Genomic DNA, 18515 nt, shown 5'->3' on the forward strand with positions numbered 1-18515 from the left:
AGGATCAAACTCTCCATAATAGAGAACTTAAAAAGCTCATTTTGTTTTGCTGGCATCATCATTAAATGATGTCAAAAATTGTTTTGCGTCAATACAACCGAAGTTGTTTGATGCTATATGTCTTAACGTTTTGCATGTTCAGTTTTCAATGTTCATGTGTTTTTTTCGTCTTGTTTTGACGACTTCTCTATATTATCAAGGTTTCAAAGATAAGTCAACACTTTAATCAAATAAAACTTAAAACTATTTTAAGAAAGAGATATTCTTTAAATAGTTTTAAGTTTTTAGTCATGTTTCCTAATGAATCTATATAATTATCGACTACTTTTATAATGCTTGGTAAGTCTTTCTGGTTCTCAAAGTTTTACTTCTATACTTACATATAGATAACTCTAAAAAGATTATTAATCAATTATACTTTCTATATGTAAAGATCGTTTAGCTGCTAAGTCTAAGATTTGGCCAGTTTCAGACAATCGTATCATAGGTCTCATCGGAGAATCTCTATGGATAAAGATAATCTCTCCTAGCTCTCCATCTGATAATCTCACTCGAGTGGATATTGGTAAATCGCATACAAGAGAGATGAGTGCATTAACTGCTTCAATATTGTATTTTCCAAACTCTTCTTCCTTAATCATTTCCAATACTTTAAAAGAAGAGGCTCTTGCTCGATATATTCTCTCAGAGGTCATTGCATGGTATACATCTGCGACTGCAATTATTTGAGCAACCAAAGAGATATTTTCCATTTTTTCTCCCTTAGGATAACCACTACCGTCTAGACGTTCATGGTGTTGGAAGATTCCTAATTTTGTCTCTGGCTTTAACAGCGGACTATCTTTGATAGCTTGAAAGCTAAAAATAGTATGTTTTTTAATTTCTGAGAATTCATTTTCTGTAAGAGGAGTCTTCTTTTCTCTAATCTTCTGATCAATCTTAGCCATTCCTACATCAGCTAAAAGGCCTGCGGTAGCTATTTGATTGATTTGTCCAGAAGTGTATTGAAGTTTCCTGGCAATTGCTCCAGATAGCATCCCCACTGCCAACGAATGATGTGCTATGTATTTATCAATGGATGAATAACTATTTAGAAGAGAAAATATTTGTTTTTCTTGCATCGCTCGATCTATTAAAGGCATTACTATATGCCTTAACTTTGCAACATCCACCTTCACTCCAGCTTCCCAGGAAGAAAATTCTTTATAGAAGTTACTTACAGATTCATTATATAACGTTTTAAAGTTAGTTTTATTAAGGGATAGAGAATTACTTTTTTCTACAATAACACGTTCCTTGTTATTAAGTTCTAGAATTTCTTCTTCTGACCTATTAAAGATATTTTCAATTGACACAGGTACTTTAGTAACGTTGAAGGCTCTTAGTACTTCTAAATGCTCTCTTGTCAGCCTTGTATCTTTACGCATAATTGGGTATTTAGTGTTCACAAAAAGATCTTCGGCAACGATACTACCAATTCTAATTTCATCTAAATTTTGTAAAGTATATTCCATTTTATACCCTGCTTTTCTTTTATTTTCCTTAATTATACTAAATTTTTTTCAATTTTGTATATGTAAAAAAATCACCCTTAAACTAAGTTTAAGGGTGATTTAGTAATTATTCTTCTATTGAGGTAGAATCATCTTCATTGTTAGAAGCTACTTCTTCTACAATTTCATCGTCTGTTTCTTCTTCCTCATCTTCTTTTGCAACTTTAGCAACGGTAGCTATTAACTCATTATTTGATAATCTCATCAGGCGCACTCCTTGAGTGCTTCTTCCTGTAATTGAAATGTCATTAACATCCATACGGATTAACATTCCATTTATCGTGATTAACATTAAGTCTTCTAAACCTTCCACTGCCTTCACAGCACATAAAGGTCCATTTTTCTCAGTGATTTGGCATGTTTTCACACCCATCCCACCTCTAGTTTGTAATCGATATTCTGATTCTGGGGTACGTTTTCCATATCCCTTCTCAGTTACTACTAGGATTTCTTGACCAGGTTCAATAATTTCCATACCGACAACGTAATCGTCATCCTTCAAGCGAATTCCTCTTACTCCACCAGCTGTACGACCCATAGAACGAATATCAGTTTCTTCAAATCTTACAAGCTTGCCTTGTCGTGTACCAATTATAATTTGTTTTTTACCGTCTGTTAAACGAACTGCAATGAGTTCGTCCTCATCACGTAAAGAGATAGCTATTAAGCCATTAGCACGAATATGAGCAAAACCTGACACTGGTGTACGTTTTGTTACACCATGCTTAGTTGTGAAGATAAAATAGCTATCTTCCTCAAACGTTGCCATTGGAATCATAGCAGTAACATGCTCGTCTTTTTCAATTCCTAATAGATTAATGAGTGGTAGACCTTTAGCTGTGCGTCCATACTCTGGTATCTCAAATCCTCTTGCACGATAAACCTTACCTTTATTAGTAAAGAATAGAATTGTGTCATGAGTTGATGTATTCAATAAATGTTCTACGAAGTCATTTTCATTGGTGCCCATTCCTTGAACTCCACGACCACCACGTTTTTGACTCTTGTACGTATTTGCAGGCAAACGTTTAATATACCCTTTATTTGTTAAAGTAAGCACAGAGTTTTCAACCGGTATTAAATCTTCGTCCTCAAATACCTCTACTCCACCAGCTACAATTTCTGTTCTACGATCATCAGAGTATCGATCTCTAATTTCAGTAATTTCTTCACGAATAATTTCTATCACTCGATATTCATTAGCTAAAATGAATTTAAGTTCTTCAATTAGTTCTACTAAAGCTTTATATTCTTCCTCAATCTTATCGCGTTCTAATCCTGTCAAACGTTGTAAACGCATATCTAGAATAGCTTGTGCTTGGCGTTCTGATAAATTAAATTGTTCAGTTAAGCCTCTTTTAGCTTCCTCACCTGTTTGAGATGAACGGATCAATTTAATAATTTCATCGATATGATCTAAAGCAATACGTAAACCTTCTAAGATATGTGCTCGATCTTCCGCTTTATTCAATTCAAATTGTGTACGTCGGCGAATAACCACTTTTTGATGTTCTAAGTAATAGTAAAGCATTTCTTTAATGTTAAGTACTTTAGGTTGGTTATCTACTAAAGCTAACATATTGATACCAAAGCTGGATTGAAGAGCTGTTTGTTTATATAAGTTGTTAAGTAAAACGTGAGAGTTAGCGTCTTTGCGTACCTCAATTACAATACGCATACCATTACGATCTGACTCGTCGGCCAAATGAGTAATTCCATCAATCTTTTTATCGCGTACTAGTTCAGCGATTTTCTCTATTAAACGAGCTTTGTTAACTTGATAAGGTATTTCTTTAACAATGATAACTTCTTTTCCACTAGGTTTTTGCTCAATTTCCACTTTTGCTCGGATTAAAATAGAGCCCTTACCAGTTTCATAAGCACGACGAATACCGCTTCGACCCAAAATAATCCCGCCCGTTGGGAAATCAGGACCAGGAATAATATTCATCAATTCCTCTATAGTAATAGCAGGATTTTCAGATAAGGCTAAAACACCATTAATAACTTCTCCCAAATTGTGAGAAGGAATATTTGTAGCCATTCCTACTGCAATACCTGAAGCACCGTTTACTAGTAAATTAGGATATCTACTTGGTAAGACAACAGGCTCTCTTTCTTGTCCATCATAATTGTCTTTATAATCAATTGTATTTTTATTTATATCTCTCAATAACTCTAAAGCAATTTTGGACATACGCGATTCCGTATAACGCATCGCAGCTGCTCCATCTCCATCTACGGATCCAAAGTTACCATGACCATCTACGAGCATATAACGATAACTAAAATCTTGTGCCATACGTACCATTGCTTCGTATATAGATGAGTCACCATGAGGATGGTATTTCCCCATAACATCCCCAACGATACGAGCAGATTTCTTATGAGGCTTATCTGGTGTATTTCCTAACTCTTGCATCCCATATAAAATTCGACGATGTACGGGCTTTAATCCATCACGAACATCTGGTAAAGCACGGGACACAATTACACTCATCGCATAGTCAAGAAAGGATGTTCTCATTTCTGTACTAATATTGATCCCTTTGACACCTTTATTCGGTATTTCTGACATCCTAAAGACCTCCAGTTAAACACATTCTTAAATATCTAAATTTTTCACATAAACAGCATTATCTTCAATAAATTGACGTCTTGGCTCTACTTCTTCCCCCATTAATTGTGTGAAGACTTCGTCTGCCTCCATCGCATTGTCAAGGTTTACCTGAAGTAATGTACGATTGTCAGGATCCATAGTAGTTTCCCATAATTGAGTAGCATCCATTTCTCCTAGACCTTTATATCGTTGAATATTTGGTTTTGAAGTTTTCGGCAATCTATCTATAATTTCTTTCAATTGCTCATCATTATAACAATACTCCACATGTTTACCTTGTTTCACTTGGTATAGAGGCGGCTGTGCAGCATATACATAACCTGCTTCAATCAATGGTCTCATAAATCGGAAGAAAAATGTAAGTAATAATGTTCGGATGTGTGCTCCGTCTACATCGGCATCCGTCATGATTATAATTTTATGATAACGTGCTTTTTCCAATATAAATTCTTCACCGATACCTGTACCAAGCGCTGTTATCATTGTACGGATTTCTGCATTACCTAGGATTCTATCTAATCTAGCTTTTTCTACATTTAGGATTTTACCTCTTAAAGGTAGAATGGCTTGGAAATGTCGATCACGACCAGACTTAGCAGAGCCTCCTGCAGAGTCACCCTCTACAATATATAATTCACTTTCAGCTGGAACTCGGGAAGAACAGTCCGCTAGTTTACCAGGTAGACTTGAAACCTCTAGTGCAGATTTGCGACGGGTTAACTCACGTGCTTTTTTCGCAGCAACACGAGCACGTGCAGCCATCAGCCCCTTGTCGACAATTTTTCGAGCAATTTGAGGATTTTCTAATAAAAATCTATCGAAACCTTCAGCAAATAAACTATTTGTTATAGTACTTACCTCTGAGTTACCTAGCTTCGTTTTTGTTTGGCCTTCAAATTGAGGATCTGGATGTTTTACCGATACGATAGCTGTTAAACCTTCTCGTACATCATCTCCAGATAAATTAGTATCTGCCTCTTTTAGCAATCCATTTTTTCTTGCATAGTCATTGATAACGCGTGTAAGCGCAGTTTTAAAGCCAGACTCATGTGTTCCGCCTTCATACGTATTAATATTATTTGCGAAAGAAAGAATATTAGATGAATATCCGCCATTGTATTGCATAGCAATTTCTATAGATATTCCATCTTTTTCTCCCTCTACAAATATTGCTTCTTCCGTAATAGGCTCTTTTGATTTATTTAAATCTTCTACGTAAGACTTAATACCGCCTTCATATAGATACTTAACTGATTTTTCTTGGCCATCTCTTTCATCTGCAATCGTAATAGATAATCCTCGGTTCAAATAAGCCAATTCTCTTACACGGTGAGCTAGAATATCATACTCATACACTGTAGTTTCAGTAAAAATCTCTGGGTCTGCTTTAAATCTTGTAGTAGTTCCTGTTTCTGATGCATCTCCAATGATTTCAAGAGAAGAAACAACAGCACCACGTTCAAATTTAATACTATGCATTTTTCCATCACGTTTTACATATACTTCTGTATGTTCGGACAAGGCATTTACAACTGAAGCACCAACACCATGAAGTCCTCCTGAGACTTTATAGCCTCCGCCGCCAAATTTACCGCCGGCATGGAGCACTGTCATGATTACTTCAACTGCTGGTTTTCCCATTTTTTCTTGATTGTCTACTGGGATACCACGGCCATTGTCTTCTACTCGAATCCAATTTTCTTTTTCAATCGTCACTATAATGTGATCACAATACCCAGCAAGAGCTTCGTCAATACTATTATCAACAATTTCCCATACAAGATGGTGAAGACCCTTAGAGCTAGTAGTACCTATATACATCCCTGGACGTTTTCTTACTGCCTCTAAACCTTCTAATACTTGTATCTGATCAGCATCATAAGATGGTTGTAATTCTTTTTCTTCCATTGCCAACTTGCTCACCCACTCTTTCATCACTTCAATAATGGTGAATCTTTACTTTATAACTGCTCCTTGCTCCACGTGGAACATTCTCGCCTGTTGAATAGTATCATGGGCAATTCCTTCTACACTTGTAGTCGTAACAAAGGTTTGAACATCGCCATGAATAGTCGTCAATAGATGAGATTGTCTGTAGTCATCTAATTCCGATAATACGTCATCCAGCAATAAAACAGGAGCTTCACCTACCTCCTGTTTTATCAATTCGATTTCAGCTAATTTAAGAGATAAAGCCGTGGTTCGTTGTTGTCCCTGTGATCCGTATGTTTGGACATCATAGTTATTCACAAAAAATTGGAGGTCATCACGATGTGGTCCATATAATGTAACTCCCCGATCTAACTCTCTTTTTTGACTATCAAATAACTTCTTTTCCATGCTGGCCTTCATAGCATCTTCAGACCAATCCGCTTTGATACCTATAGTAGAGTCATATACAACTGTGAGTTTTTCTAACCCTCTAGAAATACCGAAATGTATCGGTTCCGCCCACTTTTGAAGCAAATCCATAAATTGAAATCTTTTTTGGATAACTTTTACCGCTGCATCTATATATTGTTCTGTATATACGTCGAACATGACATCCGTTAACTTAGGTTTTCCTTGATTTTGTTTTAATATATGGTTTCTTTGTTTCAATATCTTTTGGAATTGAAGCAAATCATGTAAATATCTTGGAGATATTTGTCCAATTTCCATATCTAAAAATCGTCTTCTAACTAGCGGACTTCCTTTTACTAAAAATAAATCTTCTGGAGCAAACATCACTACGTTCAATTGACCAATATAGTCACTGAGTCTGCTTTGTTCTAAATGATTAACTTTAGCCTTTTTACCTTTTTTAGACAAGATCAATTCCAAAGGGATTCGCCCATATTTTTTTTGAATATCACCTTTTATTTTACCATACTCTGCTTCCCAACGTATCAATTCTTTGTCATTGGAAGTTCTATGAGATTTTGCCATAGATAAAACGTAAAGGGATTCCATTAAATTCGTCTTTCCTTGAGCATTTTCTCCAATAAGAACATTAATCTTCGAGGAAAAATCCAGCTCGATTGAATCGTAGTTACGGAAGTCATTTAATTCGAGTCGTTCAATATACATATTACTCTCCGTTCTCAGGTCCAATCATTAGAAATTTTCCTACTCCTGGAATATTCACTACGTCTTTGTTTCTTAATTTTCTTCCTCTTCTTTGATCTACTTCTCCATTTATATATACTGGATTTTCGCTCAAAAACCATTTGGCCATTCCACCTGAATCTATAGCGTCTGTCATTTTAAGTAATTGACCAAGCGTAATATATTCCGAGTCAAATCGAATCTCTTCCACTAATCATCCAACCTCTTCTCATTTTCTTTATCCCTTCATTTTACTCTAATAAAGTAAATAAGTAAAAAAGATAGCCACAATTAGTGACTATCTCTGCTTATATTGTTTTTTTAAAGATAAAAAAGTTTTCTCTTATCGGAGCAAACAAGGGTGCTTACATGTTTCTTAGTAAGTTCTTACCGGTAATATCAGTTGTAAAATAGAATCGTCATGGACAGACTTCAATACAAATGGTCTCATTGCGCCTGAGAATAGAATTTTTACGTCTTGTCCATCGATTGCCTTTAAAGCATCCATCATATATTTAGCACTGAAAGATATTTTAAGTTCTTCACCATCAATTGTTTCTGCTTGAATTTCTTCTTCAACTTTACCTATTTCGGGAGAGTTGAAAGAAACTTCTACTGAGCTTTGATCGATTGTGGAAAAGCGAACTACGTTGTTTCTTTCTTCACGAGCCAACAATGAAGCTCGGTCAATTGCTTGTAACAATGATTTACTATTTACGACAATGGTGGTTTTATATTCACTTGGGATTAAACGAGATGTGTCAGGATAATTTCCTTCTAACAATCTAGAATAGAACAATACATCTTCAGTTTTAAATAAGATTTGTTGTTGTGTCATAACAATAGCTACTTCTGAAGAAGTTTCTTCTAAAATTTTGTTCAGTTCATTTAAGCTTTTCCCTGGAATAACCACACTGTATGCTTCTTCAGGTAAATCTTTTAAAGCTGTTTTTCTTTTAGCAAGGCGATGGCTGTCTGTTGCAACACAGTGTAATTCTCCATCGTTAACCTGCCAGTTTACACCGGTTAAAACAGGACGGTTCTCAGATGTGGAAACGGCAAAAACAGTTTCTTTAATTATTGACTTTAACAAATCAGACGGAATAAAGAATTGATGTTCCTCTTCTAATTGTGGAAGCAAAGGATATTCACTAGCGTCTAGACCAATTAAGTTAAATTCTGATTTACCTGAGCGAATATATGTTTGAAATTGATTTGTTACTTCAATTTCAACATCATTGGTAGGTAATTTACGTACAATCTCATTAAATACTCTAGCTTGTAATACAATAGATCCTATTTCTATTACTTTTATTATTTGTTCTCCGTTTTTCTCCACTGGTATGAAAGTTTGAATTGTAATATCTGAGTCACTACCAGTTATATATAATCCTTCTTTTGTTACTTCTAATTTTAGGCCAGTTAATATTGGAATAGTTGTTTTAGAACTAACTGCTTTCATAACATCATTTAGTCCATTCAATAAACTATCTCTCATTACATCGAATTTCATTTTTATACCTCACTTATATAATTATTATTTATTAAAAGATTAATAGATATAGTAATAGGGCCTGTGGATATGTTGATAACTACATATTTCGCTATAATCCGCCACATATCCCCATGTGTATAAGTTGTTCTTAAGTATAGCACCTAAAATACAACTTATCCACAATGTGATTATCTTCCGAGGATAGATTTAATTTGCTTTACATCGTCCTGCAAATTCATATCTACCTTTAGCATTGTGGAAATCTTCTCATGAGCATGGATCACAGTTGTGTGATCTCTTCCCCCAAATTCTTCTCCAATTTTAGGTAAAGAGAAGTCGGTTAATTCTCTAGAGAGATACATTGCTACTTGACGAGGAAAAGCTATAGATTTTGTACGCTTTTTAGCAGTAAAATCCTCTAAGCGAATATGGAAATGTTCTCCTACAACCTTTTGAATATCTAATATAGTAATGATTCTTGGACGTGCGTTTGGCAATATATCTTTTAATGCTTCAGCAGCTAAATCTATATTTATATCTTTATTGACAAGTGAAGAATAGGCCACCACACGTATTAGGGCGCCTTCTAGTTCACGTATATTTGAGTCTATCTGATTTGCAATGTAGGCCATTACTTCATCGGAAATATCTAAGCCGTCCGCGCGGGCTTTTTTACGTAAAATTGCAATTCTCGTTTCTAGATCTGGAGGAGCTATATCAGTTATTAATCCCCACTCAAAACGAGATCGCAAACGGTCCTCTAATGTCGGTATTTCTTTTGGTGGACGGTCACTTGAAATAACAATTTGCTTCGATTCTTCATGTAAAGCGTTAAAAGTATGGAAAAATTCTTCCTGAGTTGATTCTTTTCCTGCAAGGAATTGAATATCATCTATAAGAAGCACGTCGACATTTCGGTATTTGTTACGGAAATCAACTGCTTTGTTATCTCTAATGGAGTTGATAAATTCATTTGTAAACTTTTCAGAAGATAAATAAACCACTTTTGCATTCGGATTGTGTTCTTGAACATAATGTCCAATCGCATGCATTAAGTGGGTTTTTCCTAATCCTACCCCTCCATATATAAAAAGAGGATTATATGCTTTTGCTGGTGCCTCTGCGACTGCCAAAGAAGCTGCATGGGCAAAACGGTTGCCGGAACCAATGACAAAGGTATCAAAGGTGTTCTTGGAGTTAAGCATCCCAGGTGAAAAGTCAGGTTGATTGTCTGGAGGTACCGGTGTTTTTGGCTTTGGTACATCAAAATCTTCAAAGTCTTGTCCTTTTGGAACTACAAAAGAAATAAGTAGTTCATTGCCAGTCAACTCTGTGAGAATACCAGCAATTAGGTGAACATAATGATTCTCTAGCCAATCCCTTGCAAAGGAATTTGGCGCAGCTATGGTCACAGTCTCTCCTTTGTAAGAAAGCATCTTAGTAGATTTTAACCACGTTTCAAAGCTTGGTTTGGATGTTTTCTTTTCAACTTCAGAGAGAACCTTAGCCCAAAGTTCTTCTAAGTGTTCCAATAACATAAACTCCTTTTCTATAGATTAATAAGAGATAAATTCTCTCTTACCTTTTACGAGCATTATTTTTCCAATAAAGAAAATGAATAATTTTACTTTATATTTATATGTATAATTTAGGTTATATACACAAATCCACGACCTGTGGATAAACTTTATAAACGTATGGGGAAAAACTTGTCCACAGATTACTAACAGTTGTGGATAATAAAAAATCGCATATTTCGTTTGAAAAAGTAAAACACAGATATCGTATCAAAAAAACGTAGTGATTACAAGATATTTTAAAGTTATCCACAATATTAAAATAATTAACAGTTAGAGTTGTCCACAGCATAGGAGTATGTTAAAAACATGTTCATAAGCTATGTGGATAATTTTTCTGTCGAAAATTGTTATTCACAGGAGTTTGGGAAAAAGCTATAAAGAATGTGGATAAGAATAAGAGAGAGGTTAGACTTGCGGTGTCTAAATAAATATTGACAAATATAGTATAGTTTTTATATAATATCGGAGACTGTCTAAGGAACATTTTAAAGATGATCACTCAGGAGGTGTCATATAGATGAAACGTACATTCCAACCAAATAGCCGTAAAAGAGCAAAAAATCACGGTTTCCGCGCACGTATGAGTACTAAGAACGGTCGCCGCGTAATAGCAGCACGTCGTGCAAAAGGAAGAAAAGTATTATCAGCATAATCATAAGTCCACTGACCAATTCAGTGGTCTTTTTTTTCTTTCAAAACGATTAGTTGGAGCAGGTGAATGGATGAATAAGAAACAACGTATTAAAAAAAATGCTGAATTCCAGCAAATTTTTAAAAAAGGCAAATCATTTGCGAACAGACAATTTGTTGTTTATAAGCTAGAAAACGAACATGACTTTTTTCGTATAGGGTTATCTGTCAGTAAAAAAGTTGGTAACGCAGTAGTTCGTAATCGTATTAAACGGTATATTCGCCAATCTTTTTTAGAGTTGAATGATTCAGTAGATACAAGCAAAGACTATATTATTATCGCCCGAAACTCGGCGGCCACATTAGATTTTCATGAAACGAAAAAGAGTCTGGAGCATGTTTTGAAAGTAGCAAAGGTTATAAAAAAGAAAAGCTAATGAAGTCTTTTCATTGAAGTGTTAAGATAGTGAGAGATAGAATGTATATTAATAGGGGGAAGAAGGTTGAAAAGAAAATTACCTTTACTATTATTATTAATAGTAATGACTGCTTTACTAGCGGGTTGTACGGAATTCAATGAGCCGATCTATAATACTTCGGAAGGCTTCTGGAATGAATACATCGTTTGGCCATTAGTGTCAGCCATAACGTTTTTTAAAGGAATTTTAGGAACGTATGGTTTGGGCATTATTGCTGTTACGATTATTATTCGATTAGTAATCTTACCATTAATGATCAAGCAAACAAAAAACTCTAAAGCAATGCAAGAGATACAGCCAGAGATGCTTAAGCTGAAAGAAAAATACAGTTCAAAAGATGCTGTAACACAACAAAAGTTCCAACAGGAAATGATGGCTTTATACAAAGATAGAAAGATTAACCCTGCTGCAGGATGTCTACCAGTCTTTATACAAATGCCAATCTTAATCGGTTTCTACCACGCAATTAGCCGAATGAATAATACTCCTGAGATTAATCTGGGAGATTTCTTAGGCTTTGCTTTAGCAGAACCGAGTATAATTCTTGCAGTATTAGCTGGTATTATGCAATTAATAGTGTTAAGAACTGGTCCAGCGATGGACAATCCTCAAATGAAGATCATGATGTATATAATGCCATTTATGATTATGGGATTTGGTATCGTATTACCGGCCGCATTAACATTGTATTGGGTAATCGGTAATATCATTTCTATAATCCAAAATTTATTCATTTATAAACCTTGGAACAAAGAAAAGAAAGTACCTGTTAAAGTAAAAACGGGAGGGGCCAAAAAATGAAGCAGATTACACAGACTGCACCTACGAAAGAGGAAGCTATAAACGTTGCACTAAAAAAACTTGAAGTATCGAGAGAAGATGTGTCAATTACCGTAGTGGAAGAAGGTAAAAAGGGCTTTTTAGGATTTGGAGCAAAGCCTGCAGTTGTTGAAGTAACTGTTTTAATAAAAGAAGAGCCTTCTAAGGAAGTTATAATTGAGGAACATGTAAAAGAGTCAATAACTGAAAAGACATTTCCGGATGAATCCTCTTTAAAAGAAGATATGAAGGAAATGATAGAATCAAGTGAGACACCAAGTAACGAAGAAGCGGTAGCAGAAACTATCCAATATATCAAAACTATCGCTAAGGAAATGGAAATAGAGGATTTAGTCATTACAGAAAAAAGAGAAGGCAAATTTATTTATCTCCACTTAAATAGTGAGAAAGCAGCATTGTTAATAGGGAAACGAGGACAAACATTAAATGCTTTAGAAAAACTATCCCAATTAGTTGCTAACAAATTTTCTCAATCATTTATCCTTATAAAGCTAGATGTTGGTAATTACCGTGAAAGAAGACAAGAATCTTTAGAACAATTAGCTGAGCGTATGGCAGATAAAGCAGTACGTACAGGGCAACCAGTTGAATTTGAGCCTATGTCCTCATCGGAGAGAAAGATTATTCACAATGCTTTATCTTCGAGAGTAGATATAGAAACTTACTCAGTGGGAACTGAGCCAAACAGATATTTAGTTATAGAATCAATAAAATAAGCAAAACGGGTTTTAGCTTAATTACAAGCTGAAATCCGTTTTCTTCTTTTGAGTGCACGCTTTGTTCTTGAATACAACTCGGCAAAAGCTCTATACTTTAAAGTCAAACTTTTATATAAAGCGTAAAGGAAACCAATATGGAGGGATGTACTTTTGAATTTCATAGAGCGTCCATAATTTTTGTTAAATATGTATATAGTGAAGCGTAAACTCAAGTATGTTGGGCAAAATATAATTTTAATAGGAAAAATAATAAAATTTCTTGGAGTTAACAAATAATTACTTGGAAGCGTGCTATTTTTGTTCACATAATTAAAAGTAACTATGCTTCTGATTTAGGCTAAAATATGTTATTGTTATATGTTAGATAGTCATGTTCGTTTTAGTTATTCACATGTGGATAACTAAATGTGCAAGGAGGTGTACGTTGATGGAATTTGATACAATAGCTGCAATTTCTACTCCATTAGGAGAAGGAGCAATAGCTATAGTTAGACTTAGTGGGACAGAGGCGATTTCAATAGCAAATAAGGTTTTCCGTTCGCCAAATGGAAAAAACTTAGCAGAGCAGCCCTCACATACCATTCATTATGGACACTTAGTCGATCCAAAGACCAATGATGTAGTAGAAGAAGTCATGATCTCTCTTATGAAAGGTCCAAAGACGTTTACGAGAGAAGACGTAGTAGAGATAAATTGTCACGGTGGACTAGTTACAGTTAATAGAGTCCTCCAGTTAATACTTATAAATGGTGCACGGCTTGCGGAACCTGGTGAGTTTACAAAACGTGCTTTTTTAAATGGACGAATAGATTTGTCACAAGCTGAAGCAGTAATGGATTTAATAAGGGCGAAAACGGACAAAGCGATGAATGTGGCTTTAGGTCAAATGGACGGTCGTTTATCAAGGCTTATTAAGACATTAAGACAAGCCCTCCTTGAGACTTTAGCTCAAGTTGAGGTGAACATTGATTATCCAGAATATGATGATGTTGAAGAGATGACGCTTCCTATGATGATTGAAAAAGGAACCTGGGTGAAGGAAGAGATTGAAAAGCTATTAATTACTTCTTCCCAAGGGAAAATCCTAAGAGAAGGTCTTTCCACTGCTATTGTTGGAAGACCGAATGTAGGAAAATCATCTCTTTTAAATAGTTTAATTCAAGAAAATAAGGCAATTGTTACAGAAATAGCAGGAACTACAAGAGATATTATAGAAGAATATGTAAATGTACGTGGAGTCCCTTTGAAGTTGGTTGACACAGCGGGTATTCGGGAAACAGAGGATATAGTGGAACGGATTGGTGTAGAAAAATCACGCCAAGTTTTGAAAGAAGCAGATTTAATATTGCTTGTTTTAAATAACGCTGAACATCTATCCGACGAGGATAAAAGAATATTCGAGACTATTAAAGGAATGGATTATATTGTCATTATTAATAAGACAGATCTTCCTAACAAACTAAATTATGATGAAGTGAAGCAACTGGCAGGTGACAAGCGAGTAGTAACTACTTCTTTATTAAAAGAAGAGGGAATTGACGAGCTAGAAGAGTCAATATCCTCCTTGTTCTTTGAAGGAAATATTGAAGTATCGGACATCACCTATGTATCTAACGCTCGCCATATTGCTTTGTTGAATTTAGCTAAATCGACGATTACCGATGCTATAGAAGCAGCTCATAATCATGTGCCGGTAGACATGATACAAATAGATGTCACTAGAACATGGGAAATATTAGGAGAGATAATTGGGGATACAGTTGAAGAAAGTTTGATTGACCAATTATTTGCTCAATTTTGTTTAGGAAAATAAAAAACGAGAGGAAGTTACGAACATGCCAAACTTTGAAGCAGGCAAGTTCGATGTGATTGTTGTTGGAGCAGGGCATGCCGGTGTTGAAGCCGCTTTAGCCGCTGCCAAAATGGGTGCAAAAACGCTTGTTTTAACAATAAATCTTGATATGATTGCATTTATGCCATGTAATCCATCCATCGGAGGCCCTGCAAAAGGAATTGTTGTGCGTGAAATTGACGCATTAGGCGGCGCCATGGGTAAAGTGATTGATAGAACTCACATTCAAATGAGAATGTTGAATACAGGAAAGGGGCCAGCTGTTCGTGCACTTAGAGCACAAGCAGATAAGGTTCTATACCAAAATGAAATGAAAAGACTGCTTGAGGAACAAGATAATCTTACAGTCCATCAAGCAGTTGTCGAAGAACTTCTAGTAGAAGATGAAAAAATTGTTGGCCTAATTACACAAGTAGGAGCAGTTTATCGTTCTGAAACTGTTGTAATTACTACTGGGACGTTTTTACGCGGTGAAATCATTATTGGGGATCTTAAATATTCTAGCGGACCAAATAACCAACAGCCGTCCATTAAACTAGCAGATAGCATTCGTGATTTAGGCTTTGATCTAGTACGTTTTAAAACGGGAACTCCACCGCGTGTAAATAGTAAAACAATAGATTATAGTAAAACAGAGATTCAGCCAGGAGATGATGTTCCTAGAGCATTCAGCTTTGAAACTACTGAATTTATTATGGATCAATTACCATGTTGGTTAACTTATACGAGCTCAGAAACACATCAAATTATTAACGATAACTTACATTTGTCTCCAATGTATTCTGGTATGATTAAAGGAACCGGTCCAAGATACTGTCCTTCCATTGAAGATAAAATTGTAAGATTTAATGATAAACCACGTCATCAAATTTTTCTTGAGCCTGAGGGACGAAACACGAGAGAGGTTTATGTGCAAGGTCTTTCAACAAGTCTTCCAGAGCACGTGCAGCGTAGACTTTTGGCTTCAATCCCAGGGTTAGAACATGCAGAAATGATGCGCGCAGGTTATGCAATTGAATATGATGCAATGGTACCAACGCAGCTATGGCCTACATTAGAAACGAAAAAAGTGAAAAACTTATATACAGCTGGACAAATTAATGGAACTTCCGGATATGAAGAAGCAGCAGCGCAAGGTTTAATGGCAGGAATTAACGCTGCGCTTAGAGTATTTAATAAGGAAGAGAGAGTACTTAGCCGCTCGGATGCCTATATTGGAGTTCTTATAGATGATTTAGTTACAAAAGGTACTAATGAGCCTTATCGTTTATTGACTTCAAGAGCGGAATATCGCTTATTGTTACGCCATGACAATGCAGATTTAAGATTGTTAGAAATTGGATATAATATTGGCTTAGTGCCAGAAGAGCGGTATAATAAATTCTTAGAGAAAAAGAAAAGAATTGAAGAAGAACTTAAACGTTTACGTTCGATTATTATAAAACCAAATGAGGATACTCAAGAGGTTATTCGTAATGCTGGTGGAAGTGAGCTAAAAGATGGTATTCGAGCTTCCGATTTACTAAAAAGAACAGAAATGAATTATGACTTAGTTGCACAGCTTGTTCCCCTAGAAGTAGAGCTTAACGAAGAAGAAAAGGAACAAATTGAAATACAAGTTAAATACGAAGGTTATATAGAAAAATCTCTTCAACAAGTAGAAAAGCTTAAAAAAATGGAGAATAAAAAAATCCCTGATCAAATTGATTACAATGCAATCTCCGGACTAGCAACTGAAGCAAAACAAAAGTTAATGCAAGTTAGACCACTATCAATTGCACAAGCATCTCGTATTTCAGGAGTAAACCCAGCGGATATTTCTATTCTACTTATTTACATTGAGCAAGGTAAAATAGCTAAAATTACTGGATAGTCTTAAACAATGAGGAGAACAACATGAACGAAGAACAATTTAAAAAAGCCCTCTCTGAAAAGGGATTTGAGCTAACGGAAGTACAGTTAGGACAATTTAGAAAATACTTTGAATTACTTGTGGAATGGAACGAGAAAATGAATTTAACAGCTATTACAGATGAACCATCTGTATATTTAAAACATTTTTTTGATTCTATAAGTGCTTCTTTTTATGAGGATTTTAATGGTTCCTTTACTGTATGTGATGTTGGAGCAGGGGCAGGGTTTCCAAGTATTCCATTGAAAATTTGTTTTCCAAATCTTAAAGTGACAATTGTTGATTCCTTAAATAAGAGAATTCAATTTTTAACTCATTTAAGCAAGGAATTAAATTTAAAGGATGTACATTTTGTTCATGCTCGTGCTGAGGAATTTGGACAAAATAAGGATTATAGAGAGCAATATGATCTTGTTACTGCTAGAGCGGTAGCAAGACTCTCTGTACTTTCAGAGCTATGTATTCCACTTGTAAAAGTTGGAGGAAAATTTATAGCAATGAAAGCTGCAAGTGCATTAGATGAATTAAATGATGCACAAAGAGCTATTAATATATTAGGCTCTGAAAAAAGTGCGGAGTATTCTTTTCTATTACCGATAGAAAATAGTGAGAGAACGTTATATGTCTTTTCTAAAATTAAAAGCACACCGAAAAGATACCCTCGAAAACCAGGTATACCAAATAAGACTCCTATTATTTAATGAGGAACGTTCCACGTGAAACATTATTAAATTATTTTCTTTATCGAGAACATAAGTAAAGAGTATCTAAAAGGTGGTGCTAGTTAGATGAAAAGTCCTTTCTCACGTTTTTTCGGAGGTTCTGAAAAGCAAGGACAAGATCCAGTCGTTGAGGCTACGCAGACTAATAACGAAGAAGTAGTACATGTAGCCATAGAGAAGATAGTTCCTAATAGGTTTCAACCTAGGACTGTTTTTGATGATGCAAAAATAGAAGAGCTGGCACGTACAATTCATACACACGGAGTAATTCAACCTATTGTCATTCGAAAAATGGAAGATAATAAGTATGAAATAATAGCAGGTGAACGCCGTTTCCGTGCGATGTCCAAGTTGAAATGGACAGAGGTACCTGCCATTGTACGTAATTTAAGTGATAAAGAGACAGCATCTATTGCATTGATTGAAAACCTTCAAAGAGAAGAACTGACTGCAATAGAAGAAGCTGTGGCATATCAGAAACTATTAAAGCTACATGAGTTAACGCAAGAGGCGCTAGCTCAAAGGTTAGGCAAGGGTCAATCTACCGTTGCCAATAAATTGCGCTTGCTAAAATTACCTAAAGAGATCCAACAAGCAATAATGGATAAAAGGTTATCTGAAAGACATGCTAGGTCCCTCATGCAAGTGAAGGATGAAGAAGTACAAATCAAGTTAATGAACGAATCTATTGAACAGCAATGGAACGTGAAGCAACTAGAAGAAAAAGTGAATGAAATTGTTAATCCTCCTGTAAAAGAGGAAAAGAATGCTTCAAAGCCTAAAAGAAAAGCGATTAGTAAAGACGTGCGTATTGCTTTAAATACAATTAAGCAATCACTTAGTATGGTGACTAAAAGCGGAATCAATTTAAAAACAGAAGAAGAAGACACGGAAGATTTTTATCAAATTACAGTAAGAATTCCTAAGAAGAAATCATAAATAGAAATTATACTATATTTATTTTTATATTAAACTCTCACTATTTTGTGAGAGTTTTTCTTTTAATACAATAATAACATTCATTTT

General features: G+C 35.3%; 15 protein-coding genes. 8 read left to right on the plus strand and 7 right to left on the minus strand.

All coding sequences use genetic code 11. The annotated features are described in order from the left end of the window. Window positions 1–404: 404 nt before the first annotated feature. The 7 genes from H9650_RS12130 to dnaA all read right to left on the minus strand — a co-directional run bounded on the left by H9650_RS12130 (window position 405) and on the right by dnaA (window position 10293). Window positions 405–1514, minus strand: coding sequence for an HD-GYP domain-containing protein (locus H9650_RS12130; RefSeq protein WP_151111899.1), 1110 nt, complete (start codon window positions 1512–1514; stop codon window positions 405–407). Window positions 1515–1620: 106 nt separating this feature from the next. Then, window positions 1621–4131: a DNA gyrase subunit A gene (gene gyrA / locus H9650_RS12135; protein ID WP_144540306.1), complete on the minus strand. Its 2511-nt coding sequence runs from the start codon at window positions 4129–4131 to the stop codon at window positions 1621–1623. Between the two features lie 27 nt (window positions 4132–4158). Further along, window positions 4159–6081, minus strand: a complete 1923-nt coding sequence (gene gyrB, locus H9650_RS12140) for a DNA topoisomerase (ATP-hydrolyzing) subunit B (protein WP_144540335.1) — start codon at window positions 6079–6081, stop codon at window positions 4159–4161. Window positions 6082–6129: 48 nt separating this feature from the next. Beyond that, a complete protein-coding gene (gene recF / locus H9650_RS12145) occupies window positions 6130–7242 on the minus strand; it encodes a DNA replication/repair protein RecF (protein WP_144540304.1) in 1113 nt (370 codons plus the stop codon). Window position 7243: 1 nt separating this feature from the next. Next, the gene (gene yaaA, locus H9650_RS12150; protein ID WP_144540301.1) at window positions 7244–7471 is read right to left on the minus strand and encodes a S4 domain-containing protein YaaA; all 228 of its coding nucleotides are present in this window, start codon (window positions 7469–7471) and stop codon (window positions 7244–7246) included. A 165-nt stretch (window positions 7472–7636) separates the two neighbouring features. Continuing rightward, on the minus strand, window positions 7637–8773 hold the full coding sequence (gene dnaN / locus H9650_RS12155; RefSeq protein ID WP_144540300.1) for a DNA polymerase III subunit beta: 1137 nt from the start codon (window positions 8771–8773) through the stop codon (window positions 7637–7639). Between the two features lie 170 nt (window positions 8774–8943). Beyond that, window positions 8944–10293 carry a chromosomal replication initiator protein DnaA gene (gene dnaA, locus H9650_RS12160; RefSeq protein WP_370455696.1) on the minus strand — a complete coding sequence of 450 codons (1350 nt, stop codon included), beginning with the start codon at window positions 10291–10293 and terminating at the stop codon, window positions 8944–8946. 559 nt (window positions 10294–10852) lie between these two features. Here dnaA and rpmH point away from each other — a divergent pair. The 8 genes from rpmH (at window position 10853) to noc (ending at window position 18428) form a co-directional block, all read left to right on the plus strand. Then, window positions 10853–10987 carry a 50S ribosomal protein L34 gene (gene rpmH / locus H9650_RS12165; protein WP_144540295.1) on the plus strand — a complete coding sequence of 45 codons (135 nt, stop codon included), beginning with the start codon at window positions 10853–10855 and terminating at the stop codon, window positions 10985–10987. Window positions 10988–11057: 70 nt separating this feature from the next. Next, on the plus strand, window positions 11058–11402 hold the full coding sequence (rnpA, locus tag H9650_RS12170) for a ribonuclease P protein component (protein WP_144540293.1): 345 nt from the start codon (window positions 11058–11060) through the stop codon (window positions 11400–11402). Window positions 11403–11468: 66 nt separating this feature from the next. Then, entirely contained in the window at window positions 11469–12245 is a 777-nt protein-coding gene (yidC, locus tag H9650_RS12175; RefSeq protein ID WP_154311980.1) for a membrane protein insertase YidC, read from the plus strand. Beyond that, a complete protein-coding gene (gene jag, locus H9650_RS12180) occupies window positions 12242–13000 on the plus strand; it encodes an RNA-binding cell elongation regulator Jag/EloR (RefSeq protein WP_191697339.1) in 759 nt (252 codons plus the stop codon). Before yidC ends, jag begins: the two co-directional genes overlap by 4 nt. 430 nt (window positions 13001–13430) lie before the next feature. Next, window positions 13431–14816: a tRNA uridine-5-carboxymethylaminomethyl(34) synthesis GTPase MnmE gene (gene mnmE, locus H9650_RS12185; protein ID WP_144540287.1), complete on the plus strand. Its 1386-nt coding sequence runs from the start codon at window positions 13431–13433 to the stop codon at window positions 14814–14816. A 22-nt stretch (window positions 14817–14838) separates the two neighbouring features. Further along, window positions 14839–16728, plus strand: coding sequence for a tRNA uridine-5-carboxymethylaminomethyl(34) synthesis enzyme MnmG (mnmG, locus tag H9650_RS12190; RefSeq protein ID WP_151111901.1), 1890 nt, complete (start codon window positions 14839–14841; stop codon window positions 16726–16728). 23 nt (window positions 16729–16751) lie between these two features. Beyond that, on the plus strand, window positions 16752–17468 hold the full coding sequence (gene rsmG / locus H9650_RS12195) for a 16S rRNA (guanine(527)-N(7))-methyltransferase RsmG (RefSeq protein WP_151111902.1): 717 nt from the start codon (window positions 16752–16754) through the stop codon (window positions 17466–17468). A gap of 87 nt (window positions 17469–17555) precedes the next feature. Continuing rightward, window positions 17556–18428: a nucleoid occlusion protein gene (gene noc / locus H9650_RS12200; RefSeq protein ID WP_144540281.1), complete on the plus strand. Its 873-nt coding sequence runs from the start codon at window positions 17556–17558 to the stop codon at window positions 18426–18428. Window positions 18429–18515 lie beyond the last annotated feature (87 nt).

Source organism: Psychrobacillus faecigallinarum (assembly GCF_014836595.1).
Taxonomy (GTDB): Bacteria; Bacillota; Bacilli; order Bacillales_A; family Planococcaceae; genus Psychrobacillus; species Psychrobacillus faecigallinarum.